This is a genomic window from Dryocola sp. LX212, assembly GCA_041504365.1.
Lineage (GTDB): Bacteria > Pseudomonadota > Gammaproteobacteria > Enterobacterales > Enterobacteriaceae > Dryocola.
In genome coordinates this window covers 4,213,421-4,239,153 of record CP167917.1, presented here as the reverse complement: position 1 = coordinate 4,239,153, position 25,733 = coordinate 4,213,421, and the positions used below count along the sequence as shown (strand labels likewise).

Annotated in this window: 26 protein-coding genes; 18 read left to right on the top strand and 8 right to left on the bottom strand. The window is 53.3% G+C overall.

What is annotated here, in order from left to right; all coding sequences use genetic code 11:
* Window positions 1-80 precede the first annotated feature (80 nt).
* The 3 genes from phnE to phnC all read right to left on the bottom strand — a co-directional run bounded on the left by phnE (window position 81) and on the right by phnC (window position 2,782).
* Window positions 81-863 (bottom strand): phosphonate ABC transporter, permease protein PhnE, encoded by a 783-nt coding sequence (phnE, locus tag ACA108_20365; GenBank protein ID XEX95648.1) that lies wholly within the window; start codon window positions 861-863, stop codon window positions 81-83.
* Window positions 864-955: 92 nt separating this feature from the next.
* Window positions 956-1,972, bottom strand: a complete 1,017-nt coding sequence (phnD, locus tag ACA108_20360; protein XEX95647.1) for a phosphonate ABC transporter substrate-binding protein — start codon at window positions 1,970-1,972, stop codon at window positions 956-958.
* A 27-nt stretch (window positions 1,973-1,999) separates the two neighbouring features.
* A complete protein-coding gene (gene phnC / locus ACA108_20355) occupies window positions 2,000-2,782 on the bottom strand; it encodes a phosphonate ABC transporter ATP-binding protein (protein XEX95646.1) in 783 nt (260 codons plus the stop codon).
* A 198-nt stretch (window positions 2,783-2,980) separates the two neighbouring features.
* On the opposite strand from phnC, the gene ACA108_20350 reads away from it, so the two are divergent.
* A complete protein-coding gene (locus ACA108_20350; protein XEX95645.1) occupies window positions 2,981-4,195 on the top strand; it encodes a phospholipase effector Tle1 domain-containing protein in 1,215 nt (404 codons plus the stop codon).
* A 269-nt stretch (window positions 4,196-4,464) separates the two neighbouring features.
* On the opposite strand, the gene ACA108_20345 is transcribed toward ACA108_20350, so the two are convergent.
* Entirely contained in the window at window positions 4,465-4,935 is a 471-nt protein-coding gene (locus ACA108_20345) for a hypothetical protein (GenBank protein XEX95644.1), read from the bottom strand.
* Window positions 4,932-5,750, bottom strand: coding sequence for a transcriptional regulator (locus tag ACA108_20340; protein ID XEX95643.1), 819 nt, complete (start codon window positions 5,748-5,750; stop codon window positions 4,932-4,934). The genes ACA108_20345 and ACA108_20340 overlap by 4 nt, the downstream gene beginning before the upstream one ends.
* Window positions 5,751-6,186: 436 nt before the next feature.
* Between ACA108_20340 and ACA108_20335 the strand changes: the two genes are divergently transcribed.
* From ACA108_20335 to ACA108_20270, 14 genes are all read left to right on the top strand, one after another.
* Complete coding sequence (locus ACA108_20335; protein ID XEX95642.1) at window positions 6,187-6,792, top strand: helix-turn-helix transcriptional regulator; 606 nt, start codon at window positions 6,187-6,189, stop codon at window positions 6,790-6,792.
* Between the two features lie 86 nt (window positions 6,793-6,878).
* Window positions 6,879-7,457, top strand: a complete 579-nt coding sequence (locus tag ACA108_20330; protein ID XEX95641.1) for a fimbrial protein — start codon at window positions 6,879-6,881, stop codon at window positions 7,455-7,457.
* Between the two features lie 62 nt (window positions 7,458-7,519).
* Complete coding sequence (locus ACA108_20325) at window positions 7,520-8,056, top strand: fimbrial protein (protein XEX95640.1); 537 nt, start codon at window positions 7,520-7,522, stop codon at window positions 8,054-8,056.
* 179 nt (window positions 8,057-8,235) lie between these two features.
* On the top strand, window positions 8,236-10,755 hold the full coding sequence (locus tag ACA108_20320) for a fimbria/pilus outer membrane usher protein (protein ID XEX95639.1): 2,520 nt from the start codon (window positions 8,236-8,238) through the stop codon (window positions 10,753-10,755).
* 48 nt (window positions 10,756-10,803) lie between these two features.
* Window positions 10,804-11,580 carry a molecular chaperone gene (locus tag ACA108_20315; GenBank protein ID XEX98175.1) on the top strand — a complete coding sequence of 259 codons (777 nt, stop codon included), beginning with the start codon at window positions 10,804-10,806 and terminating at the stop codon, window positions 11,578-11,580.
* A 1-nt stretch (window position 11,581) separates the two neighbouring features.
* Window positions 11,582-12,226, top strand: a complete 645-nt coding sequence (locus tag ACA108_20310; protein ID XEX95638.1) for a fimbrial protein — start codon at window positions 11,582-11,584, stop codon at window positions 12,224-12,226.
* A complete protein-coding gene (locus tag ACA108_20305) occupies window positions 12,226-12,747 on the top strand; it encodes a fimbrial protein (protein XEX95637.1) in 522 nt (173 codons plus the stop codon). The genes ACA108_20310 and ACA108_20305 overlap by 1 nt, the downstream gene beginning before the upstream one ends.
* Before the next feature lie 91 nt (window positions 12,748-12,838).
* A complete protein-coding gene (locus ACA108_20300) occupies window positions 12,839-13,600 on the top strand; it encodes a fimbria/pilus periplasmic chaperone (protein XEX98174.1) in 762 nt (253 codons plus the stop codon).
* Between the two features lie 23 nt (window positions 13,601-13,623).
* Window positions 13,624-14,163 (top strand): fimbrial protein, encoded by a 540-nt coding sequence (locus ACA108_20295; protein ID XEX95636.1) that lies wholly within the window; start codon window positions 13,624-13,626, stop codon window positions 14,161-14,163.
* Window positions 14,164-14,182: 19 nt separating this feature from the next.
* On the top strand, window positions 14,183-14,677 hold the full coding sequence (locus tag ACA108_20290; GenBank protein ID XEX95635.1) for a fimbrial protein: 495 nt from the start codon (window positions 14,183-14,185) through the stop codon (window positions 14,675-14,677).
* A gap of 9 nt (window positions 14,678-14,686) precedes the next feature.
* Window positions 14,687-15,187: a fimbrial protein gene (locus ACA108_20285; protein ID XEX95634.1), complete on the top strand. Its 501-nt coding sequence runs from the start codon at window positions 14,687-14,689 to the stop codon at window positions 15,185-15,187.
* A 33-nt stretch (window positions 15,188-15,220) separates the two neighbouring features.
* On the top strand, window positions 15,221-16,102 hold the full coding sequence (locus ACA108_20280; protein ID XEX95633.1) for a hypothetical protein: 882 nt from the start codon (window positions 15,221-15,223) through the stop codon (window positions 16,100-16,102).
* A 49-nt stretch (window positions 16,103-16,151) separates the two neighbouring features.
* The gene (locus ACA108_20275; protein ID XEX95632.1) at window positions 16,152-17,036 is read left to right on the top strand and encodes a hypothetical protein; all 885 of its coding nucleotides are present in this window, start codon (window positions 16,152-16,154) and stop codon (window positions 17,034-17,036) included.
* A gap of 279 nt (window positions 17,037-17,315) precedes the next feature.
* Window positions 17,316-18,272 (top strand): MBL fold metallo-hydrolase, encoded by a 957-nt coding sequence (locus ACA108_20270; GenBank protein XEX95631.1) that lies wholly within the window; start codon window positions 17,316-17,318, stop codon window positions 18,270-18,272.
* A 181-nt stretch (window positions 18,273-18,453) separates the two neighbouring features.
* Here ACA108_20270 and ACA108_20265 read toward each other — a convergent pair whose 3' ends face one another.
* Window positions 18,454-19,656 (bottom strand): alpha-hydroxy-acid oxidizing protein, encoded by a 1,203-nt coding sequence (locus tag ACA108_20265; protein ID XEX95630.1) that lies wholly within the window; start codon window positions 19,654-19,656, stop codon window positions 18,454-18,456.
* A gap of 131 nt (window positions 19,657-19,787) precedes the next feature.
* Between ACA108_20265 and ACA108_20260 the strand changes: the two genes are divergently transcribed.
* Window positions 19,788-20,711, top strand: a complete 924-nt coding sequence (locus ACA108_20260) for a LysR family transcriptional regulator (GenBank protein XEX95629.1) — start codon at window positions 19,788-19,790, stop codon at window positions 20,709-20,711.
* Between the two features lie 160 nt (window positions 20,712-20,871).
* On the opposite strand, the gene yjdN is transcribed toward ACA108_20260, so the two are convergent.
* Both yjdN and ACA108_20250 read right to left on the bottom strand, forming a co-directional pair.
* Window positions 20,872-21,312 carry a VOC family metalloprotein YjdN gene (gene yjdN / locus ACA108_20255; GenBank protein ID XEX95628.1) on the bottom strand — a complete coding sequence of 147 codons (441 nt, stop codon included), beginning with the start codon at window positions 21,310-21,312 and terminating at the stop codon, window positions 20,872-20,874.
* Between the two features lie 128 nt (window positions 21,313-21,440).
* Window positions 21,441-21,776, bottom strand: a complete 336-nt coding sequence (locus ACA108_20250; protein ID XEX95627.1) for a zinc ribbon domain-containing protein YjdM — start codon at window positions 21,774-21,776, stop codon at window positions 21,441-21,443.
* 632 nt (window positions 21,777-22,408) lie between these two features.
* Between ACA108_20250 and crfC the strand changes: the two genes are divergently transcribed.
* Together crfC and ACA108_20240 are read left to right on the top strand one after the other, a co-directional pair.
* The gene (gene crfC / locus ACA108_20245) at window positions 22,409-24,775 is read left to right on the top strand and encodes a clamp-binding protein CrfC (GenBank protein ID XEX95626.1); all 2,367 of its coding nucleotides are present in this window, start codon (window positions 22,409-22,411) and stop codon (window positions 24,773-24,775) included.
* A complete protein-coding gene (locus tag ACA108_20240; protein ID XEX95625.1) occupies window positions 24,772-25,647 on the top strand; it encodes a diguanylate cyclase regulator RdcB family protein in 876 nt (291 codons plus the stop codon). The genes crfC and ACA108_20240 overlap by 4 nt, the downstream gene beginning before the upstream one ends.
* Window positions 25,648-25,733: the final 86 nt, after the last annotated feature.

Here is a 25,733-nt window from a genome sequence, read left to right as displayed (position 1 = left end):
GTTTTTGATTTGTCGGGTGACGCTGCGCTTACCCGACCTACAGCTATCCGTTTTCGTCATCCACGGCATCCTTCGTCCCTTCAAATGAAATGCTTACGCAGACGCTGGGACATGAAATCCAGCAGGCTGACGGTGATGATGATGACAATCATCAGCGCGCAGGTTTGCTGGAACTGGAAGCCGCGAATCGCCTCCCACAGCGTCACGCCGATGCCGCCTGCGCCCACCATGCCGACCACGGTTGCCGAACGGACGTTCGACTCGAAGCGGTAAAGGGAGTAGGAGATCAGCAGCGGCATCACCTGGGGCAGCACGCCGTAAAGGATCTCTTCCAGCTTGTTCGCCCCGGTGGCGCGAATGCCTTCAACCGGGCCGGGCTCGATAGCTTCAACGGCTTCAGAAAGTAATTTCGAGAGCACGCCGGTGGTATGGATGAACAGGGCCAGTACGCCAGCGAAAGGCCCCAGGCCAACGGCGACCACGAACAGCATCGCAAAGACCATTTCGTTGATGGCGCGGCAGGCGTCCATCAGGCGGCGCATCGGCTGGTAAACCCACCACGGGACGAGGTTGTCGGCGCACATCAGGCCGCAGGGAATGGACAGTACGATGGACAGGGCGGTGCCCCAGACGGCGATTTGCAGGGTGATACCCATTTCGCCCAGGTAGACGCGCCAGTCGCTGAAGTCAGGCGGGAAAAAGTCGGCGGCGAAGGTCGCCATATTGCCCGCGTCGCGGAACAGGTTGAGCGGCGCCATTTCTGCGCCCTGCCAGGAGACGGCGAGCACCGCCAGCAAAATCCCCCAGCTTAACAGCGAAAACCAGCTGCGCTTCGGGGCGGCGATGTGGATTGTTTGTTGCATGGTGACTCCGTAAAAATGTCGCTTTTGTCGGATGACGCTAACGCTTATCCGACCAACATCGGATGGATAAGCGCAGCGTCATCTACCAAAAATCACTGCACCGCTTTATTCACGCCGGTCATCGCCGTCAGGGCCGCGGTCAGGCGGTCCAGATCGTTAAGCTGGTTTTGCAGTTCGCTGACCTTGCTGACCTTCTCTTTGTCATCCAACCCCTTGTTGTCCTTCACGCCCTGCATCTGTTTGAACAGCGCCAGCTGGCGAATCGGCACCAGCTGCAGGTCGCTTGAGGCGCGGAACGGCGCCCAGCCCAGGCGGGTCAGCACGTCTTTCTCTTCCGGGGTTTTGCCGTAGCTCATAAAGAAGTCGTAGATTTTGTCCTTCGTGGCTTCGGAGAGGTTTTTACGCCACACGATAGGGTCGCCCGGGATCAGCGGCGACTTCCAGATCACCTTCAGCGCTTTGAGCTTGTCCGGCGCGGAGGTCTTCAGCTTGTCGAGGTTTTCGGTGTTGTTGGTCGCCACGTCCACCTGCCCGTTGGCGACGGCCAGCGCGTTGGTCTCATGGCTGGCGTTTACGGAGCGCTTAAACTCGTTCACGGTGACGTTATTTTTTGCGAAGACGTAGTAGCCGGGGACGAGGTAACCAGAAGTAGAGTTGGGGTCGCCGTTGCCGAAGGTCAGATCTTTGCGTTTGGCCAGCAGATCATGAAGGTTGTTGATCGGGCTGTCTTTATTAACGATCAATACGCTCCAGTAACCGGGCGATCCGTCTGCTGCAACGGTCTGGGCGAAGACCTGGCCGTTTGCCCTGTCCACCGCTTCCATCGCGGAAAGGTTGCCGTACCAGGCGATATCCACTTTGTTAAAGCGCATGCCCTGGATGATCCCCGCGTAGTCCGGGGCGAAGAAAGCGTTCACCTTCATGCCCAGCTTCTTTTCCATATCCTTGAGGAACGGGTCCCACTGCGGCCTGAGGTTTTGCTGGGATTCGGTGGAGATAATGCCGAAGTTAATCGATTTTTCCTGTTCATCCGCATGGGCCGGGGCAAACAGGGTGCTGACGCTCAGCAGGCTGGTAAAAGCGAGGGCGGCAACTTTTTTGTAGCTCATGACCATTCCTTAAGGTAGATGAAAATATCAGGCAGCCACCGCGTCAACGCGGGCGATGCTGCGGTAGAGATTCCCCAGCCGTTCGCTGTCGAACGCCGAGCTGCTTCCGTCGTAAAACACGTGCCCCTGACGCAGCGCGACTATGCGTTCGCAATAGCGCAGGGCGTAATCCACCTGATGCAGCGTCACCACAACGGTAATGCCGTCCAGGCGGTTAATGTCGTGCAGGGTTTCCATGACGATGCGGGCGGATTCCGGGTCAAGAGAGGCGATGGGCTCATCGGCGAGAATGACTTTTGCCTGCTGCATCAGCGCGCGGGCTATCGCCACGCGCTGCTGCTGCCCACCGGACAGGGTGGAGACTCGCTGATAAGCAAACTGCGCCATGCCCACGCGTGTCAGCGCCCGTAGCGCGCGCTGCTTTTGTTCCCAAGTGAATAATTTCAGGCAGGTGCGCCAGAAGGGAGTAGAGCCCAGCGCGCCGATCAGCACGTTTTCGAGCACCGTTAGCCGGTTAACCAGATTGAACTGCTGAAAAATGCAGCCGGTATGGGCGCGGCTTTTGCGGATGTCGCTCGCCAGGCGGCCTGCCTTTTGCACGGTGCGACCCAGCAGTTCGACCCGGCACTCTGCAGTTCTGTCAGACGTTATCAGCCCGCTCAGGTGGCGTAACAGCGTCGATTTACCGGAGCCTGAAGGCCCCAGCAGTGCCACCATCTCACCTTCGCAGACCTGCAAATCCACCGCGCTTAGCGCCTGGTGGTGGTTGAAGGTTTTGCTCAGCTTGTTGACGCGAATAATTGTTTGCATTGGCGGCCTCCATAAAAGTTGCCCCATGGTGCCGATGAAATGTGACGCTTTTGTTAAGTATTGGTTTCTAAAAGATGAAGAGTGAGGAGGGCGCCGACGGCCAGCGAGAAGTCATCAGCCTAATCAGCTATTTGTCGTATTGCGGGACGGGGCGTTTTTGCCTTTTCTTAAAGGATTCCTTCTGGGCGAGGAACACACATGGGGAAAAATATAATTTTTTGTGCCGACGGCACATGGAACCCACCCGGCGTCGATGAACTTCCGGACGATGATCTGGTTGTCAGCAATGTCTATCAGCTGTTCGTTGATATGAAAGGGGTAGGGGATAAGCAGAGTCTGCTGCTGGCTAACGAACAAGAGAAATTCTGGCTGGACAGCAGCGGGCAGGTGGCACAGGTTGCAAAGTACATTCACGGCGTGGGGGATCCGCACAACAGCTTGGTAAAGCTGCTCGGCGGCACTTTTGGCGCCAGTATGATCACGCCGATTATTCGGGGATATACCTTTCTTAGCCGCTACTGGGAGCCGGGGGATCGCATCTATCTGATCGGCTTCAGCCGCGGCGCTTACACGGCCCGTGCGCTGGCGAATATGATCATTGACCGGGGGCTGCTCAATCGGGACAGACTTCACCTTGATGAGCGTCATAAAGATGAGGCCTGGCGGATGGCGGCGTCCGTCTGGGCGCTGCATCGCGCGCATACGCCGGGGATAAGCAGTAATCTGCTTGGTGCTGTCCTTCGGGATTTCCCTGCTTTCTTCTGCGACAGCGTCGATCCGCTCTGCATGACGTCCAGCGTGCCGGTGGAAGCCGTGGCTGTCTGGGAAACGGTGGGGCATCTGGGGATCCCTAAGTACTTTAATGATAAGCGGATGGACGTTTTCCGCTTGACGGACAACGAGTTGCACGCCCGCGTTAAATACGGATTGCAGGCGATTGCCATCGACGAACAGCGCGTCGATTTAACTCCTGCCGTCTGGGACAACAGGGACCGTATCGTACAGGTGCTTTTTCCTGGCATTCACCAGGACGTGGGAGGAGGCTACAACTGCAGTGAAGCAGATTGCGGTCTGTCAAACGGGGCGTATCTGTGGATGCATGACGCGCTGGACGATTTGGGGATGCACCTTGCGCCCAGCGAGATGAAAGCCGATCCCCTGGGGCGTTTACACTGCGAATGGTACCCGCCAACGACCTGGCAGCGCATTTCCCCAAGAAGACTGCCCGCGCCGCTGTCTTCGTCAATGATGATCCACCATTCGGCGGTAGACCGCTATAAATCCGGGGTACCTGTGCCCTGGCAGTCGGCACTGGGGGGAGAATGGCTTTACGGAAGATATCTGCCCACCTCACTGCAAAATGATTTGCCACAGCCTGGTGAGGTGCCGCGGGAATGGGCGGTATCGCGCTAGAGTTCGGTGACGGCAGTGCTGGTAATAACTTAAATTAATTCAAAGCATTACTAATTCTTCAGATAGATATTACATTTAAGATTACGCCCAACTGATGGCCGGATCCTTGCGGTCCGGCTGTTTGATTGATCTGAGGAGAGGTTATGGGACATAAATATGCATCTAAGCTTTTAGAACAAGCCCATACAGATTACCTGTATGGGGTCAGTGCGCAGGTGCAGTTTCGGCAGGTTTTTCCGAATGTGCTGATATAAGGTCAGACATGCCTGTTACTCTTTTACGCAGTAAAAAGCCGGCATATAGCCCGTGGAAAACACCAGCCCGTCTCCTTGTTTATGGATGACGAAATCTCTGCTTGCGTTTTTTGTGAAATAAAAATCAGGCAGGTAGCGTTGTAGATCCTGGACCGCGGCTTCGTCTGAAGGAGCCGTAAGGGTTTGGGTTGTCACCAGATGCAGATAGCCTTTATCATTCTTATTGATTCGAAAGTGGTTTTTCCTGCTAATCGTGGTTACTTTCTCTCCTTTGATAATCGCGCCTTTGAGCAAGGAAACCCCTTTTTTGCCCTGGAAATAATAGGTCACTGAGGCTTCAATTCTGGCATCCTGCGCATGTATAATGAGATCGGATTCACAAGTATAATAATCACGATGATAACTATTATAACCTATTACTAAAATAATAATGAGTAATGCCAGTAAAACCAGAATGATATTCATGTAAGTAAGGGCTTTTTTCATTTTAATTTCTCATCCCTTGAAAGGTAGTAATCAGAAACACACTGCGTTGTAGGCTCATTTAATAATGGCTTCTTACATCGGATCGCCGACACTCGCTGCAGAAAAGGTACAACCGTAAGATAAATGTAATTCTGAGAATCACAGTTCAATGGGTTGTTTTTTGTAAAAAGCTGGTATTCTTCAATGTTATCATGTTTGTTATTAATGAAAATTATGCAGCCATTGGTCTTCCCGAAAAGCTTATAGTCCGCAAAAAAATTATTTTCATCTGTAGTGTTAATTACGCAGTATACTCCCGAAATCGTTAAAAAAAGAATGGCAAGGAAAAAACAAAATTTAAACCAGGTCTGAACTGCGCTACCTATCTTATTAGGCTTTCGTGTAATACCCTCTTTTAAAAGAGATTTCTTTTCAAGAGACTGCGGGGGATCATCCTCCTTTGGACTGGCGCTAGCATTTTCTTCCGTCAGCTTCTTTGCGTTGACATCATTTGGAATCATCAGGCCTTTACGGGTAACCGTAATAATAATATTCCTTTCAATACCCAGCGAGCTCAACGAGCGTCTTAATGTTAAAACATTTTGATAAAAAGTATTGTCTGTAACATGCAACCCATCCTTTTCCCAGCCTGCTTCGAATAGCGCCTTCTTTGTGACCAGCGTTCCTTGATGCTGTAACAATAAATGTAGGCAGCTTGACGCAGCTGCCAGTAGCGTTTTCTTTTCCCCTGTCGTCAAAGAAATCAGGCAATTATCATGCGGCTTAAATTCTACAATCCCTTCAATAAGATACAAAACTTCATCTTCAGAATTCATTTTCTCCCTCCTGCTATTTCTCAAAGCGCATTAATTCCGTGCTTAATATAACTTTAAAAGCCGTCACGTTCCATCTAAGAATATTCGCAGTGGTCAAAAAACAAGCTATTTATTTTTGACATTATGTTTACATTCTGAATTTGGGCTGGGTGGCTGATGGTTTTAAATTTCATATTTATCAATGAGTTAATATTGTATCGTGGGCTATTTAAGAGTTCATGTTGGTTATTTTTTTGTTAAATGCCCATATTCGAAATTTAAGAAAGTTACATTTTGTTTGTTATTTTGTTAATTAATGGGATTTGATTTTTGGGTTTTAGCTTTGTCATGGATAATTAGCAACCAGAAACGAGTGAGGTTTTATTCTTGTTATATGCAGATTGCGTATCTCTACTATGTAACACCGAATATGGATATTTTGAGTGGGTCAATGGCGATGGCAACTACAAAGAATGATGTATACATCTATATCGTGACAGATAATATTTTTTTTGTGAATGGATTTCGTTCTTTGCTTGAGCGTACGAATAAAAGTGATGCGCTGAACTTCACTTGTGAGAGCGCAGATTACTCCATCAGTAGCGTACACTATATCTCAAAAGAAATTAATGAGAGAGGCAGCAGCAGTCATGCCGTCATCATTGCTGATAATGACATGTTAGGCGCTATTGGTTTATCGATAGTTAAAAAAGATAATGTGATTTTCATGGACCTGGCTTCATGTAAGCATGACTTCATTGAAGTGATAGCAGATAAAAAGCTGCATGGTTTGTATACCAGAAGTTTACAGCTCATTAACGGTAAACAAATGCAAATCCAATCCTTAACCAGGAAAGAAAAGCGTGTCTGTTATTACATAGCTAAAGGTTATCCATCCAAATTTATTGGGCTTAACCTGGGTATAAATGTAAAGTCGGTAAGCGCCTACATCAGAAATATTATGCGCAAGATTGGCTGTGATAACAAAATAGAGTTCTATAAGTTTTTGATGATTTATTACAAGCAAGCTGCACCAGCAACGCTTTGTAATGAAAAGATGTGAAGCCGCTGCAAGTGTCAGCGAATTTGCAATGCCGTACGCCATGTATTTACATGGAATTTTATATTATTTGAATTAAGGAAAATTTAATGAAACTGAATAAACTGGCCTCTGTATTTGTTATTGCTATGGGTATGTCTGCTGCGGGTGCTCAGGCAGCAGCTGACGCAGGCAGCGGCAAGGTTACCTTTACCGGTTCTATTATTGATGCGCCATGCTCTATTGACCCTGAGTCTTCCGATCAGGAAGTAAACCTGGGTCAGGTTGCTAAATCTCAGCTGGAAAATAACGGCACTTCTACGCCTCAGAGCTTCCAGATCCTGCTGAAAAACTGCAGCCTCACCGAAACGACTGTAACCGATCCAGAAAATCCGGGCGCGGAAACTCCGGTTACTACCGCACCTTCCGTAAAAGTTACCTTCGGTGGTTCTCCGGCCGTGGCTGACGATAACACCTGGTTTGGTATCACTGGTACCGCCTCCGGCGCAGGTGTGGTTATCACTGATGGCGCAAGCAACAAGATCCCGGTAGGCGGCACTTCTGCAGCCCGTGAACTGATTGAAGGTGATAACACCCTCGGTTTCTCCGCGTACCTGCAGGGTCTGGGTCAAACCATTCAGACCGGTGACTTCCAGTCTATCGCTGACTTCACCCTGGCCTACGAATAATTACGGGACAGACCTGAAGACCACCCCGGGCGTCAGCCCGGGGTTCAGGACGGAGAGATGCGATGCGGTTACGCTGTATTTACCCTGCGGTACTCCTGCTTGGCTTCAGCGCCGGCGCTTTGGGCCAGTGGAGTGACAGGGGACACGGGCGGGTACAGATGAACGGTCAGGTGCAGGAGTCGGCATGCAGTCTGCATACCGACGATGTCTGGCAGGAGATTGTGTTTGCGCCACAGGCGACGCGGGATATGTATTCTGACGCGTCCGCGCCGGAAAAAGACTTCTCGCTGCGTCTGGTGAACTGTGAGCTGGAGAAGCAAAACGGTTCGCGCTGGCAGGGCGTGGTTGTTACCTTCGACGGAAAGCAGGATGAAACGAATGATGCGTTATTTGCGCTGGAGGGCGAAGCGGAAGGGCTGGCGTTACAGCTAACGGATGCCAGCGGCCAGCGTGCTGTGTCCGGAAATGCCCTGAATGCCATCAGCCTCAGGGAAGGGGATAACCAACTCAATTACCACCTGCGGCTGGTGCGCAACGGTCAGCCTTTAAAGGAAGGGGGATGGTCCGCGGCGCTGCGTTTTATGGTGGCCTATGAATAAAAGAAATAGATACTCTGTAATATTTATTTCTCTTTAAGTGACTCTCCGGGTCGTCTGCCTTAATTAGCGCTGTGGATCATAAGCCGTAACCCTGTTTTTTATTACTGGTGTTATTTAGCGTGGTTAGCTCCACCCGACACTGGTTTCAGACGTGAATGCTGGATGCGACGATATATAAAATGGATAAATCACTGTTATTTAAGCGCACCGTGCTTGGAGTCTGTATTTCCGTACTCCTGCAGGGCTATTCCCTTCGCGCATTTGCCGTAGAGTTTAATACCGATATTCTCAGTGCGGAAGATCGAAATAATATTGATTTGTCCCGTTTTTCACAGGCCGGCTACATTATGCCCGGCACCTATATTCTGGGAATCAAGCTTAACGGGCAGAAGATTTCTGAGCAGGAAATCCACTTCATAGAAACGCCGCCGGCGAATGAAGGAGGAAGCCCCCTCAGCCGCGCCTGTCTGACCCGTGACCAGGTGGCGATGCTGGGGCTGCGTCCGGACGCGCTGGCCCGGGTGTTATTCAGCGAGGACGGACGCTGCGCGGACTTTTCAGCCCTCGACGGGGTGCTGCTGCAGGGCAACCTGCCGGACTCCACGCTGGCTGTCTCTGTTCCCCAGGCCTGGCTGGAATACCAGGATGCGACCTGGCTGCCGCCGTCCCGCTGGGAAGAGGGCATTCCCGGACTGCTGCTGGATTACAACGTAAACGCGACGGCAACCCGTTCTGAACAGAGTAAGTCTTCGCAGAGCGCCAGTGCCAGCGGCACGGCCGGGGCCAACCTGGGGCCGTGGCGTCTGCGCGGCGACTGGCAGGGCAGCTACAGCCACACCACCGGTTATCAGGGCTCCAGACGTAATTTTGACTGGAGCCGGATCTACGCCTACCGCGCGCTGCCGGGTCTGATGGCCAAAATGACGGTCGGGGAAGATTACCTGCAGTCGGATCTGTTTGACGCCTGGCGGTTTACCGGCGCGTCGCTGGTCAGTGATGAAAGCCAGCTTCCGCCTAAGCTGCGCGGCTATGCGCCGGAAGTCAGCGGCATAGCCCGGACCAACGCGAAGGTGACGGTCAGCCAGCAGGGGCGCGTGATCCATGAAACCACGGTGGCGGCCGGTCCGTTCCGCATTCAGGAGCTGAGCAGCGCGGTCAGCGGGGAGCTTGACGTGCGGGTGGAGGAGCAGGACGGCAGCGTACAGGCCTTCACAGTCACCACCGCCACCATTCCTTATCTGACCCGCCCGGGACAGGTGCGTTATCGCCTGGCGGCCGGGCGACCTTCCGATTACGGCCACCGCGTTGAGGGGCCGGTCTTCGGCACCGGCGAGGTGTCCTGGGGGATCAGCAACAGCTGGTCGCTGTACGGCGGGGGCATTCTGGCGCAGGACTACAGCAGCATGGCGCTGGGGGTCGGACGGGATCTGTATCAGTTTGGCGCCCTGTCGGCGGACGTCACCCAGTCGGTGGCGCGCCTGCCCGGCGAAGGTTCGCTGCAGGGACGTTCGTACCGGGTGAGCTACTCCAAACGTTTCGACGAAATCAACAGCGACCTGACGTTTGCGGGCTACCGCTTTTCGGACCGAAACTATCTGACCATGTCCGAATATCTGGACAACCGCTATCGCGACGGCAGCCTCGGTAACAGCAAGGAGCTGTACACGATCACGGCCAGCAAGAGCTTCACGGACCTGCGGCTGTCGGCCTACCTGAGCTGGTCGCACCAGACCTACTGGAACCGCCCGGAATCAAACCGGCACAGCCTGTCCATCAGCCGTTATTTCGATTTGGGCGACTGGCGCAATGCCTCCTTCTCGCTGTCGGCAAGCCGCAGCGAGTATAACGGCCGGCGGGATGATACGGCCTGGCTGAGCCTGAGCCTGCCGCTGGGCCGCGGTACCGCCAGCTACAACGGTAACTGGAGCAGGGACAGCTTCAGCCAGACGGCCGGCTGGTACCAGCGCCTGGACAACGGCGACAACTACCGCTTAAGCGGCGGCACCCGCAACGATAAAGGTGAACGCATGACCACGCAGGCCAGCGGCCTGTACAGCCACAGCGGCAACCTTGCGGACGTGACGGGCAATTTTGGCTGGCAGGAAAAAGGCTACACCTCCCTCGGCTTGTCGCTGAGCGGCGGGGCCACCGCGACCCTGAAAGGGGCCGCGCTGCACGGCGGCGGCACCCCGGGCGGGACCCGGATGCTGGTCAGCGCCGACGGCGTGTCCGGGGTACCGGTCGGGCGAAACGGCAGCACCAACCTGTTCGGCATTGCCGTGGAGCCGTCCGTACCCAGCTATTACCGTTCAACAACCAGCGTGGATGTCAACCGACTCCCGGAAGACATTGAGGTCAGCGGCTCGCCGGTGGCCGAAGCCGCCCTCACGGAGGGGGCTATCGGTTTCCGCCACTTTGACGTCCTGAAGGGGAGCAAGGTCGTGGGCATTCTGGCGATGGCGGACGGTACGCACCCGCCTTTTGGCGCCAGCGTGCGTAATGCGAAGGCGCGTGAAGTGGGCATGCTCAGCGACGCCGGCCTGGCGTGGATATCCGGGGTCAACCCCGGCGAGCGCCTGGACGTGTACTGGGACGGCAGGGTGCAGTGCATGACCACGCTGCCGGATACCCTGACCGCCGGTCAGCTTCTGCTGCCGTGCCGCAGGGTGACCGCGCAGGCCGACAGGGCGAGTGAATAAACATAACGCGAAAGAGAGTGGACTTTGACCATGATGCAACAAGAAAAAATGAGACAACGGCGTGCGGACGTAACGCACCGTGACACGGTGTTAAAAGGCGTAGCGTTACGACTGGCCGCATGCGTGCTGTGCGTCGGGCTGAGTCCGGCGGCGCAGAGCGCCATCGCTCTGGATCGCACCCGGGCAATTTATCCCGGTGCAGACAAGGGGCTGGTGATGAACATCAGCAACGACAGCAGCCAGAAACCCTACCTGGCCCAGGCGTGGCTGGAGGATGCCCAGGGCAACCCCCTGAAGGATTACCTGATGGTGTCGCCTCCCATGCAGCGGCTGGAGCCGGGGCAGAAGAGCGTTGTCAGGGTCAGGGCCCTGCCGTCGGCGGCCAGCCTGCCGCAGGATCGGGAGAGCCTGTTCTATTTCAGCGTGCGTGAAGTGCCGCCCAAGAGCGACCGTCCCAACGTTCTGCAGCTGGCGCTGCAGACCAAAATAAAGCTGTTTTACCGCCCGGCCGCCATCACGCCCGCGCGCTTCAGCCGTCAGGACGACAGGCTCATCCTGCATAAGGTGAGCGACGGTTTCCGGGTAGAGAACCCCACGCCCTATTACATGACGGTTCTGGGCATCACCGGCGGGCTGAAGCAGTCGGTCGCGAAGGACTTTAAGACGGTGATGATTGCGCCAAAATCCAGCGCAACGGTACGCAGCCAGGTGTTCGCGCAGCCGCACCTTATCACCATCAATGATTTTGGCGGAAAGCCGGTACTGCCGTTCGTCTGTCAGGGGACGGTATGTCGGGCGGATCCTGCCGCCACACGGGACCGCTGAAATGATGAAAAAGGAAGACGTCAGGGCAACGCGGGGCGAGCGGCACGTGACGGTGATGCTGTGGCTGGCCTTTCTGGCCGCCGCCCTGCCGCTGCTGATGGCTTCCCTCAGCGTCAGCGCGCGCACCGATAACTGGCATGTGGACGGCCTCAACGGTGAGCTTCACGTCTCCGGCAGCCTGGTCAGCGCGCCGTGCGTGCTGACGCCGGAGTCGCAGGAGCAGGAGATTAGCCTGGGGCGCACGGCCCTCCCGTCACTGATGCATACCGGCGATATGACGGTGCCGGTCACGGTGCACGTGGTGCTGGACGGCTGTCCGGGGGGCAACCATGCCCTGGACGATCTGCAGACGCTGCGTGGCGGGCTGTGGCTTTCAGGGCAGGACGCGGTGCGCATGACGGTAACGGGTAAGGCCGATCCGCATGACAGCCGCTTTTTCCAGGTGCACGGCAGCGCTTTGGGGGTGTCGTTGCGCCTGGAAGCGCCGGACGGGGAGCTGATGTCGCCGGGCGTCTCTGCCCGCCCGCTGCCGCTGTACCCGGGGCGTAACGTTCTGCCGCTGAAGGCCCAGCTGTTGCGCAATGCCGCGCCGCTGCGGGCCGGGGAGTGGACCTCGGTGGTGCAGATTGGCCTGGAGTACGAATAATGAAACGCACGTTTTTACGCCGTCAGGCGGCGGTGCTGCTGCCGGGTATCGCGCTCTTCGCTGCCTGGGCCATGGCGGACACGAACGTTGAATTCAGCGGTGCGCTGGTCGCCGACCCGTGCCGGGTGGAAACCGACTCGGAAGCGCAGACGGTGGAGTTTGGCGCGATCCCGTCGAAGACGTTTATTGACGCGGTGCAGACGGTGCCGAAGACCTTCCATGTGCACCTGAAGGAGTGCGACCTCTCGCTGGGATCGCAGGTTTCGTTTACGTTCAGCGGCGAGAAAGACGCGTCTGAGCCGACGCTGTTCAGGGTGAGCGGCAGCGCCAGGGGAATAGCCCTTGCGATTGCGGACAGCGAAGGTCGCGCGGTGACGCCGGACGGCGAGCAGCAGGCGGTGACGCTGACGGAAGGAGACAACACGCTGACCTGGCAGACGCGGGTGCAGTCGACGGCCGGGCGGCACGTCGGGGAGGGAGAGTTCAGTTCGGTGGTGATCTTTGCGCTGCGGTATGACTAAAAGCAGTACATGGAAAAGTGACATAACGTGCGGCAGGCGCCCCCCGAAGGCGATCCCATAACAGTGAATTTGCAGAGTGAGCAGCATGAACATACGCACGACAGCACTATTCAGCATTCTGCTGCCCGTCCTGAGCGGACTGGCAGCGATGAGTTCGCAGGCCGCCCTGACGGTGGACCGTTCGCGGCTGATATTTAATGAAGGGGATAAGTCGATCAGCGTCAACGTGACCAACCGCAACGAACGGGACCCCTACCTCGCCCAGGCGTGGCTGGATGACGAGCAGGAAAAGAAACTGACGGGGCCTCTTATGGTCCTGCCGCCGGTCCAGCGGGTAGAGGCGGGAGGGAAAACGCGGGTCAGGCTCCAGGCGGTACCGGGTACGCCTGCCCTGCCGCAGGATCGGGAGAGCGTCTTCTGGTTTAACCTGCGGGAAATCCCGCCGAAGTCGGACAGGCCGAACGTCCTGATGCTGGCCATGCAGTCCCGGCTGAAGGTTTTCTACCGGCCAAAGGCGCTGAAGGTTGACCCGATGGCGGACACGGTGCCGGGCACGGAAACGCTGACGCTGCGCCGCGAAGGGGGCAGATTTATCGTCCACAACCCTACGCCGTATCACTTCACCTTTGTGGAAGGGCGCAGCAGCCTGAAGGCGGCAGGGCTGGAGGGGTTTGAGCCGGTGATGGTGGCCCCGAAGGGAACGCTGTCCCTGCCGGTGGCGGCCGCGAAATACGGCACTTCGCCGGTGCTGGTCTTCGTCAATGACTACGGCAGCCAGCGCCTGCTGCCGTTCAGCTGTACCGGCAACGTCTGTCAGGCCGGGAAGGTGGCGGTGCAGGAGGGAAACCCTTAATGCCGGATATAAAGGAGAAGCCCGTGAAGAGCCCTTCCGTTCAGGCGTTCCGCCTGCTGCTGGCGTTACCCCTGCTGGCTGCCTTTCAGTCGACGCCCGCGCGGGCGGCGGCCGAAGGCGACACCACCACGGTCACCGTATCGGGTGTTCTGGTGGAGGCGCCGGAGTGTACCGTGAACGGCAATAACCGCATTGACGTGGATTTTGGTGAAGAGGTATTTATCCGCGAAATTGACGGCAGCAGCTATAAGAAAACGCAGCTGGCCTACGCCCTGAGCTGTACGTCCCTGAAGGATACAAAGCTCAAGCTCGCCATTACCGGCAGGCCGGCAGCCTTCGGCAGCGGGCTGCTCGGCACCGACAAAGCCGGGCTGGGGATCCGGATTTATAACGACAATACGGTCATTCCGGCAGGAGATGGCGTAGCCAGATACGTGAATTTTACCTGGAACGGCCCGGGCAGCGGGCCTGCGCTGTACGCGGTGCCGGTTGCCGAGAATATCGCAACCTTAAAACCGGGGGCGTTTAACGGCAGCGGCACGCTGGTGATTACCTATCAGTAGGCGGTTTGTAAGGAGCATCATGAAGACCATCCTGAGTTTTACCCTGCCAGCAGCGTTTGCGCTGGCCTGGGGCATCAGCCATCAGGCCTGTGCTGATACGGATATTACTTTTCACGGCACGCTGCTTGCCTCTCCGCCGTGCGTGGTGAACGGGGGCGACAACGTCATCGTTGATTTCGGCGACGACATGATGACCACCCGCATCGATGGCACGAAGTACCGGCAAAAAATTGCGTTTACCCTCGACTGCTCAGAGGCCATTGCCCTGGAGCAAAAGATCCGCATCAGCGGCGCGAGCGTCGGTACCCCGGGCGGAGAGGTGTTAAGCACGCCGCTTGGCGGGCTGGGGCTGGCGCTGTATCAGGGAGAAGCGCGCTACACGCCGGGGAAATGGATAGCCTTTACGGCTCCGGACGTGCCGGAGCTGTATGTCGTGCCGGTCCGGCTGAGCGGTGCGGAGCCGGCGGGGGGAGCGTTCAGCGTGCTGGCTTCCCTGGTGGTGGATTATCAGTAGGGGACAGAAATGAACGTAATGACATACCGGATGTGCTGTGTGGCCCTGCTGCTGGCGGCGGGTACGGTTCAGGCAGAGGACCCGCAGAACCTGGAGTTTAAGGGCACCCTGAATACGCCGCCGCCGTGCACGCTGGATGAGAGCGGGACGGTGAAGGTGGAGTTCGGTGACCAGGTGGGTATCCGCAAGGTGCCGAGCGGGATTTACCGCGAGCAGGTGCCGCTGACGCTGAAGTGTCAAGAAAGCAGCCTGGCGTGGCAGCTGGTGCTGACGGTGCGGGGGAACGCGGCGGGGTTTGATGTTGACAAGGCGACGGTGGTCAGCGCAGAGCAGGCCGACCTTGGGGTGAAGCTGTACGTCGGGGGGGAGCCGTTTGAACTGGACACGCCGCTGAAGGTAAACGGCAATACGCTGCCGGAAATTGAGGCGGTGCTGGTCCAGCGTGATGAGGCGGTGCTTGTGGAAGGCAGCTTTACGGCGCAGGCCACCGTGCGGGCGGAATATCAGTAACTGCGCTGATAAGCAAGGAAGGACTTCTGGATAATGAAAAAAATCACGGCACCTTTATTCTTAACTCTTACTCTGGCGATCAGTAATCCTGTCGCTGCGCTTGTTTACCAGTGGCCATATATTCAGACACTTAATGTAAGAATCATGGATAGCACCACCGCCCACTTCAGTATAGCTACAGGCACGATTACCGTTGATGATCCAGAGATTAATAGTGATGCAACAGTCAACGAAGTCCTTAATAAAAAAATGGGCAAGAATATTGATCAGGTGGAATTCATGATGTTCCATCGCCACAATAACCCACGAACACATTTACCAGCATTACTCTCCTATAACACTTTAACAAAAGGATTTCGCGGCACCGATACATTTGCCAGTTATGCGGCATACATAACCGGCAGATTTGGAAAAGGTGTGTGGTTATCGATACATCAAGGATCGCCAAACGGTGGCGAATGTGTGGGAATCACATTGGGCCCTTCACCTACCACGGAACCAACCTTTTATGAATCTTGGATAACCCAGACCTGGAACGGTGGGGCGACCAGCGTGGCCGATAGCTGCTACGGTACCCCACCTCCCAATCAGTGGTGTGCGCTAATCACACCCCAACTGACGCTTAACTACGAGAAAATGAACCTGGCAAACGCCCCCGGTGCTCGCGTAAGCGGGCAGGTTGCCGTGGAATGCACGACGGGAATGAAATATACGCTTCGCGTGCGTAATCCGCAGGGCATTCCACTGTCCAACGGCATGACGGCTAATCTACTGGCGAACAATCTTCCGCTTAATTCCGCGCTATCGGGGAAGACCGGGCGAAACAACGTCGAAATTACTTCTGTCCTGAGCGGTACGCCGAGATCCACGGGGCCGTTTGAAGGATCGGGTGTCCTGTTTGTATCGTACCCGTAAAAAAATGAGAGTAGTAACAATCAAATTGGTCGCGAAGGCTTAATTGAGAATGAGAAAAATGATTCAAAATATAAATTATTTATGTTTAAGCAGCTTGTTATGGACACCATTTTCATTTGGTCTTACATACCAGTGGCCCTATACAGCACAGGTGGACGTAGAAGTAACGGGCCCAACCTCGGCTACTTACACCCAGCATATCTTTATAGCCAATGTCACAGATCCAAGTATTGAAGATCATACAACGCTTCAAAGTGTTGTCTCACAGAAATTAGGCGCTTACGGCAGTAAAGTGTCTTTCTACTCTTACCATCGTCACAATAACCCGTCTCCCAATGACTCACGTCCATTAGTCACCGCAGTTCCTTTGATGGCAGAAAGCGCGAAAATGACATTCAAGGATTTCGCACAATTAATCACAACCCGGTTTGGTCGAGGCACTCGTAAAGTGACGCATTTTGGCTCAAAGAACGGAAACGAATGTGTAGGAACCACACTTGGATTCGAAGCCGCTCCACAAACTTATTTTGACATCTGGCAGATGCGTACCTGGAACGGTGGAGTGACCTCGGCAATTGACAGTTGTATCGGTACGCCTCCCGTCAATGAGTGGTGTGCGCTAATTACTCCGCAATTGACTCTGGACTACGATAAAATGAATATCGCAAACGCTGAAGGGGCCAGAGTGCGTGGCGTAGTTGCTGTTGAATGCACGACGGGAATGAAATACACGCTGCGCCTGCGTTCCCCGCAGGGTATAGCGTTGTCTAATGGCATGACGGCCAATTTGCTGGCAAATAATCTCCCACTTAACTCCGCGCTATCGGGCAATCCCGGGCGAAATACTGTCAGCATCACCTCTATCCTGAGCGGTACGCCGAGATCCACGGGTTCGTTTGAAGGATCGGGTGTCCTGTTTGTATCGTACCCATAAATAAAACAGGGCTATATTTGAAATGTCTATAGCGGAATAAAATTAAGCAGAAATTTATAGATAAGAGAAAGAGGTATAACTTTTTTGGGAAAAAGAACGCATGGCTATACCAAAAGTATACCCGCAAGACATATTGAGAGAGTGATTTACATGTAGTCTGGTTTATTGCCTGTTTATATCTATCAAATCAGTGATATTTATTTTGCAGATTTAATTAAGGCCTCTTTTGGATATTTATACGCCTGAAAAGAGAACATTTACAATGAAAAGAAGTATATAATGAAATTAAAATTAGGTTTAGCCGCAGCGTTAATAATGACTGCCATATCGTCATCGGTCACGTTAGCCGCAACGGATAATGGTACTACGCTCGACCACTCGGCGTATGTAAACAGAGCGGTGTTAAATGATTTTACCGTTGCAGACTGTCCTGAAAGCCCGCGCGATCTGACGCAGATTAAAGGTAATCTTTACCGTCATACAACGGGAGCAGGCCTTGCTGTTCACAGCGGTCTGGTGTTAATTACCAAAGAAGGTGCTCTGGTAATCGACCCGGCAATGTCCTGCACCTCTGATTGGCTTAAAGACGAAATCATGAAACGCTTCAAGGTACCGGTGAAGTATGTCGTTTACACCCATGCCCACGCCGATCATATTAGCGGGGGACAAATCTTTCAAAAGGCGGGGGCAATCGTGGTAGCCCACGAACGGGCGGTAGAACCCATTATCGGTGAGAAAATTCCAACCGCGCTTCCGGATAAAGTCTTCAAGGATAAAATGACGATCTTACTGGGAGGAGAAACGGTTGATCTTTATCGGGTCGCAGCAAGCCACTCTAACAGTATGGTGATGGTCCATTTTCCGGGCTATAAAGCGCTTCAGTGCACGGACGTCTGTGAAAGCAAGTCCATGCCCTATAACGATTTTCTCGACTTTTATTATGACGGCTGGGTGGAAACCCTTGATTGGGTAATTAATCAGGATGTTGATGTCATCGATGTGGGTCATTATACACCAGCCACCAAAGACGACATTATTGCTGAACGTGCCTATCTGGTTGACCTCCATCAGCAGGTGCTGAACCTTGTCCGCGAAGGGCAATCCTGGGATCAGCTCTATCGCAACGTCAAATTCAGCCCTGAAGTACAAAGCTGGATTGGTTTCAGTACGATGAAAACGCTTAATGTTCTTGGCATGTATCGTTGGGTGACCAACCATCGCCGCGGAGAGTGGTAATCGTCGAGAGGGATTAAGCCTATAAAAGATGCCCGGCATAGCCGGGCATCATGTAAACAGCCACCGATCTCCTGTGGAATTAAGAGCGCTGCTTTACATTATTTTATCATTTTAAATATAACTGCGATTAATAAACCGACCACAAGGTTACTAATAACTAACTATATAATGCAGACTAAGATTAAGTATTATTTTTCATCGTATTCATTAGAAAATCAGAAGAAAGATTTTTTGTCGATGCACATCCGGCTAATAACATTGCAATTCTTAATTCATCTCTAAGATGTTCAAAAACGTTTTGTACGCCTTTTGCACCGCCGACACTCAGGCCATATAACATCGGTCTGCCAATTGCGACTGCATCAGCACCCAGGCACAGGGCTCTGAAAACATCAATGCCGCGGCGTATGCCGCTGTCAAAGATAATGGGTACGCGCTTTTTTACATGGTTGGCCACCTCGGGCAGGACTGATATTGCCGCAGGTAATCCATCCAACTGGCGTCCGCCATGATTAGAAACCTGGATAGCTGCTGCGCCCGCGCTAATTGCATTATCCGCATCTTTTCCGCGCATAATACCTTTTACAATCACCGGGAGACCGCTAACGGAAGCGACAAATTCAATATCTTTAGGTGTTAGGTTAGCTTTTTGGTTTCTAAAATCCCCTCGGCCGCCAAAGCGGGGATCATGATTTCCGAATGTAAACCCAGACGGAAAAGGGCGTCCAAGACTGCTGAATCCCTCGCTGCTACCGGGCCCCAGCGCATCTGTTGTTAAGATAATTGCGTTATACCCAGAATGTTTAGCCCGAAGTAAGAGATCTTTTGTCACGCCGAGGTCGGCATTAAAGTATAGCTGAAACCATTTTGGACCTGTACTGGCTTCAGCAATGGCTTCAAGTGGTTTAGCTGACGCGCCAGAGCACTGAAAAATAGTGCCAGCATCACTAACACCTTTTGCGCTGACAAGTTCCCCTTCTGGGTGAACAAAAGTATGCACACCGGCGGGGGCACAAATAACAGGATAAGGAATTTGATGGCCGAGAAGCTCAGTTGATAGATCAATATCCTCTTCCAGAATATCCGCTAAACGATGAGTCAAAATGGGATAATCGTTAAATGCACGACGATTTTCATGCAAAGTCCATTCAGCGCCAGATGCCCCCGAAATAAAGGCATAGGCTCCGGGTGACATCACTTCTTTGGCCTGCTGCTCCAGACGGTCTAAGCTTATAATTTTTGAATCATCCGCATCTTTATTTACAGCTTTTATATTTCCTGTGGCTACCGGAGGTTTCATTCCCGCTTCGGCGGACGGTTTAACTACAGCAAGTGTGAGACCAGCTCCTGCAAATTGAATTAAATTGCGTCTTGTATAATTCATTGATATTGCTCCATAATATTAAAATATTTTTATGCTTGCCTGGCACTGAATATATCAATGATGTTTCATGAGAGATATGAGTAAAAATAGGACGTATTGTCCTGAAAAACACTACGATAAAAGATGAGATAATGAAAAGATTAGATGATTTGATACTATTAGTTGAGGTAGTAAAACGAGGGGGTTTTTCAGAAGCAGCTCGTCACTTAGGGATGCAGCGATCGAAGCTAAGCCGCCGTATAGGGGAGCTTGAACAGCGAATGGGCGTTCGTCTTTTACAACGTAATTCGCGACATATTTCTCTGATCACCGTAGGGGAGATGATTTATAATCAAGGAGTTACGGTAGAGAAGGCCGCGTCTGAAGCCTTCTTAGTTGCTGAAAGCTACGCATCTGTCCCGGCGGGTATTTTACGTATCGGTTGTTCACCTACATTTGCAACACATGTATTGCCAGAAATAATTACCGATTTTAATACCAGATTCGGTGAAATAAAATTTGAACTCTGCGTAAAAGATCAGTTTTCTGATTTGATTAATGATCGGTTAGATCTGTCATTTCGTATTTCCGCGCAGCTCCCCGATGATTCATCCTTAATTTGTCGTCATATTTGCCGTTTACCGTTGGCTCTGGTTTCTCATCCACAATTAAGTATGACTAAAGACCTATTTAATCCGGCTCAACTAACGGAAATCCCCATGCTGGCATTAGCCAACCGTAGTGGAGAACAGCAAGTTATTTTCTGCGGTCCTAATGAAGCGGTGTTTAATTTCACTTTTTCGCCTCATGTTGTCAGTGGTAATATGCAGACATTGCTTGCATTAGTACATTCTGGCATTGGCGCTGCTGTGGTACCTCGTTACCTGTGTAACACCGACCTGAATAACAGATCGCTGATTGAACCCCTTCCTTTCCAGACGGGATGGCTGCCAGAGTCTTCGTGGGCCTATGCCCTGATGCCGAGCCGCAAGAATATGTCTTCCAGCGTGCGAACCTTCCTGGATTTTGCTTTACCCCTCATTAAGAAAAAAATATGCATAGCTGCCAATATGTAAGCGGTAAATGAAGATCGTTGGGAATAAAATCCTCTTATAAGAAAAGGGGCGGTGGAATTCGGCAGGGAATGTTCGGGCGGTTGTCGAAGCCACGTTGGTTTATCAATCTAAAACGTAAGGCTTGCCGCAGCAAGCCTTAATTATTCGACGGATAAAGGCGTTACATGGGTTTCTCGACATTCACCATCCAGGGGATGCCGTATTTATCCGTTAGCATACCAAATCCTTTTGCCCAGAAGGTTTCTCCCCACGGCATGGTGACGTCGCCGCCCGCCGCAAGATTATTAAACCAACGCTCTCCCTCCGCGAGATCTTTTGACGAAAGGCTTAGGCAATATCCCGTATGTTTGACTTTATCAGCACACATATTCCCGTCGCTCAGCATCACTTCACCGTCGCCAATGCGCAAGCTGGCGTGCATGATTTTATCATCCGGCCAGTTAAATCCGCTGCCGCAGCCTTCAGCTTCTGCGGTTTCGCCGTCTTTCGGCATTTCGCCGAAGGTCATTTTAAAAAGCAGTTCGGCACCAATCGCCTGCTGATAAAAAGCAATGGCCTCTTCACAGGTACCGTCGAAAAAGATGTAGGGACTGACAGACATAAGCCTTTCCTCAGTGGGGAACAGGAGCCTATGAAGTGTAGCTGTCGGATTTGGGGCAAGCCAGGCGGGGCGGTGATTTACGCAGGGTGGGTAAGCGAAGCGCTATCCACCCTACAAACTGAAAACCTTTAGTTTTTCTTCACAAACTCAGATTTCAGCTTCATCGGGCCAAAACCATCAATTTTGCAGTCGATGTTGTGGTCACCTTCTACCAGGCGAATGCCCTTCACTTTGGTGCCAATTTTCAGCATGGAAGAGCTGCCTTTCACCTTCAGGTCTTTGACCACGGTGACGTTATCGCCGTCGGCCAGCAGGTTGCCGTTAGCATCTTTCACGATAAGTTCGTCCGCATCCTGCGCAGGCGCTGCGTCGTTCCATTCATGCGCACATTCCGGGCAAACATACATACCGTTATCTTCATAGGTGTATTCGGAATTGCATTGTGGGCAATGAGGGAGTTGCATATCAGTAACCTCGAACATGAGTAATTTGGGAAAATGACTGAAAATCAGGGGTTTCATTAACAATTGAGACGAACCGCTGAAAAGTATCAGGATTATACATCAAATCCCTACGGTTGTAGGGATTATTCAGCAGCTCGCCACAGTATGGTAAAGCGCTGTGGCAGGACGAAAACTACGCAGGAGCGGCTGGGAATTATTCCGCTGACGCTATAATACCCTGAACAGCTTTTAAACATTGGCGATCAACGCCTGTTTAATATTGGCAAAAATGAATAAATAAATTGCGCCCATTGACGCGGCTGTTTTTATTAATTAAATAATCTGTTAAATTCACGGCATTATTGCCAATGGATCAAAAAAAATGCGCTACGCTATGCGGCACTACGCTCTCTGAGCCTTGCTCTGGGGCGGGTTTTTATGGCGCACAATATATCCTCACACCGATACATAAAAGTTTAAAAAAAGCAATTCCCTGGAATTAAGCGTCATGCTTTTAAACCCAGCTTTGCGAACGGGTGTGGGCAGAACAATAAAATATTTTCCTCACGTAATTATAAAAGCCGGTGGCTGTTCGTTGATAAAAATAATGGCCTTTTAAAAACCGGATAATTTGAGTTAAGGAAACATTTTTTATGCACACGCAAACAATTTTTGAATTAAGTCAGGAGGCGGAGCGGCTATTGCAGCTCGCCCTGATGAATCTTAACGCGTTAAAAAGCATTCCGCTGGCTACGCAGAATGAACAGCATGACCCCTCTTCGCCGCAGGCAGCAAGCGTCGTTCCGCTGCGTTTCAGCGCACGGGGTATTCAGGCTCAGCAGGCGATGCTGCAAAACGAGCTGCGCAAGGTGACGCAAAATGAGATGGTGCTGGCGATTGTTGGCACCATGAAGGCGGGAAAATCAACGACCATTAATGCGATTATCGGCACCGAAGTCCTGCCCAACCGCAACAGGCCGATGACCGCTCTACCCACCCTGATACGCCACACGCCGGGCCAGCGCGAGCCGGTGCTGCATTTCCCGTACGTCCAGCCCATTGAAGCCCTTATGGGGGAGCTTGAAGCGAAGCTGAAAACTACGCCGCGTGATTTTCTGGCGCAGCAGTTGGAGATCGACCGTGACATGGAGGACCTGCTGACGCGCATTGCCAGCGGCGGCAGGTTCGAAAAGCATTATCTTGGGGCGCAGCCTATTTTCCACTGCCTGAAAAGCCTTAACGACCTGGTGCGCTTATCCAAAGTGCTGGATGTCGCTTTCCCGTTTAAAGCCTATGCCGCTATCGAGCACGTGCCGGTGATAGAAGTGGAGTTTATCCACCTGGCTGGGCTGGGCAAGGGGCACGGGCAACTGACCCTGCTTGACACGCCGGGGCCTAACGAGGCCGGTCAGCCGCACCTGAAAAAGATGCTCCAGGAGCAGCTGGCGCAGGCGTCCGCTGTGCTTGCCGTTATGGATTATACCCAGCTGAAATCCATCTCGGACGAAGAGGTCCGCCGGGCTATTCTTGGCGTCGGGAAGTCGGTACCGCTGTACGCGCTGGTCAATAAGTTCGATCAAAAAGATCGCAATAGCGATGATGAAACCCAGGTTAAAGCGCTGATTTCCGGCACGCTGATGAAAGGCACCATCGAGCCTGGCCACGTTTTCCCCGTCTCGTCGATGTGGGGCTATCTGGCTAACCGTGCGCGATATGAAATTGCCGTGCACGGTAAATTGCCCAACCCCGAAGAACAGCGCTGGGTGCAGGATTTTGCCGAAGCCGCTCTTGGCCGCCGCTGGCGCAGTGCGGACCTCGCTGACGTCGAACATATCCGCCACGCCGCCGACCTGCTGTGGGAGGACTCAATGTTCGCCTCGCCCGTGAGCACCATCCTGCATGCGGCTCATGCCAATGCCTCTTTGTATGCGCTCCGGGCCGCCAGCCAGAAAATCCTCGACTACGCCCAGGGCGCGGAAAGCTATCTGAATTTCCGCTGTCAGGGATTGCTGGTCGCCAACGAGCAGCTGGAAGAGAACATTAGCCGGCTGGAAGAGGATATGCAGCTGCTGGAGTCAAGCCTGCAGGCCGCCAGCCGCATTATCCGCGAGGACGTCGATAGCACGCTGGCGGCCATTGTCGGGCTGATTAGCCGCTATGAAAAACGCATCGCTGCCGACATTAACAACTACTTTGAGCAGGGCAGAGTGCAGGAGGACGGAGTGCACCACGCCTTCAGAATGGCTGCCATACGCAGCCGCGATTTTGAGCCGGGCTGCGAAGCGATAACCGTTGCCGATGAGCAAGCCGCATTGGTGCTGCTGAATAAAATCCGCGCTTCCAGCGACGCTATTATCCTGGTAGCCCGCCAGGCGATGAGCGATGAGCTGACGCAGCTGCTGGCCAGGCTCGAACGCTCATTAGTGGAAACATTACGAACGATGCTTAAGCCTGTCGAAACGCGGGTAGCGGACGGTCTGGCTCAGGCAGGATTTCGCGCGCGGATAAGTCTGCCAACGTTGCAGAGCAGCCAGCTAAGTTTCGATGCGCAGCATGCCTTTAGCGACGTGATTGCCCATCAGGAAATCCCCGTGTCCCAGCTTCGCCGCCAGAGCGGGATGCGCGGCACCGTGGCACGCTGGCTGAACAGCGACGGCTGGGGCTGGGAAGGGTATACCGCGAAGCAAAGCCGGTACGTGATCGTTCTGGCGGAGATCCAGCATAAGCTGCATCAGCAGGTAGCAGTTTTTATGGGGCAGCTAAATAAATCGCTTGTCGCACAAATAGATGTGTCCGTGATGGCGGGCATGGCGACATTTTTCGCTGATTTTAGCCGGGCGCTGGAGGCCATTAAAACCAGTCTGCAGCAGAGCCTGACGGCGCGTCAGCAGAATGAAGAGGCGCAGCTGGCGCTGCAGATGCAGCTCACCCCGTGCATAAGAACAACCCGATATATCTACGAGGATACCCGTTTACTGCGGGACGATATCCAGACGCTATACGCGGCGGAGCAGCAATGAGCACGTTTTTAACCGAAGGTCCGGCCCGTACGCTTGAATGCATCACGGAGAAATTTGTCGTCGATTTTGCTCAGGGAATTGATATGGCTCGCGACCCGTGGCGCAGCCCGCAGGGGAAGGCCTACTACCAGCGGCTGAAAGAGACGTTCATTGGGCAAAATCGACTGCGGCAGTGGGCCATGGACGACGCGTTGCTGGATAACCTGGAAGTGTCCCTCGCCTGGCTTGGGCAACTGGTGGGCAAGGTGGCGAAAAGCCATCTGGCTACAACGCTTATCCACGAGCGAATCAGCCAGGTAAACGGTGCATCTCTGCGGGTGGCCTCTTACTCTGCCGAAGCACGCGGCCAGTTAGCCCTGCTGAAACAGCAGCTCGAACAGCGCCTTCTGAAGGCAGGGAAACAGTTTGAGAAAAATAACCTTTACCTTATGGCAACCCTACACTGCGAACAGGTCTTCGCTCGCTGGGGGACAGGACACTTCCAGGTGTTTTCCCCCGCAGGCCGTTGCTATGTTGCTTTACAGGAGCTGCGCTGGGGCGCGTTTGGTGATGCTCTGCGTCACTGTCGGGCAGAACAGGCAGAGCAGCTTCTGGAGCAGGTTCGCAGCCTTGCCATAAATCGTCTGGCCGTGGATATCGATGCCTCAACCCGGACGCGTCACTTTTATCATCAGTGGCTGAGCATGCCTTCCGCAGCGGGTCTGATGGAGCACAAAGACGCCCTAATCTGGCTGGGTAACGGCAGCGACAGCGAACGCCAGCCGGTGAGCTATTCCGTCACGCAAACCTGGCAGGGAATTGCCCTTGGCATGCCGCGTATTTGTTCGGCCATGCGTTTAGGCAGCGCGATGGTGGATGAGATATTTATTTAAGTTGAGCGTTCATTTTTATAAAGCTAACGCTTTTTATAAATATTGGCGCGTCTTGTGGATAAAAAGAGATGAGGTTTATTTTATGC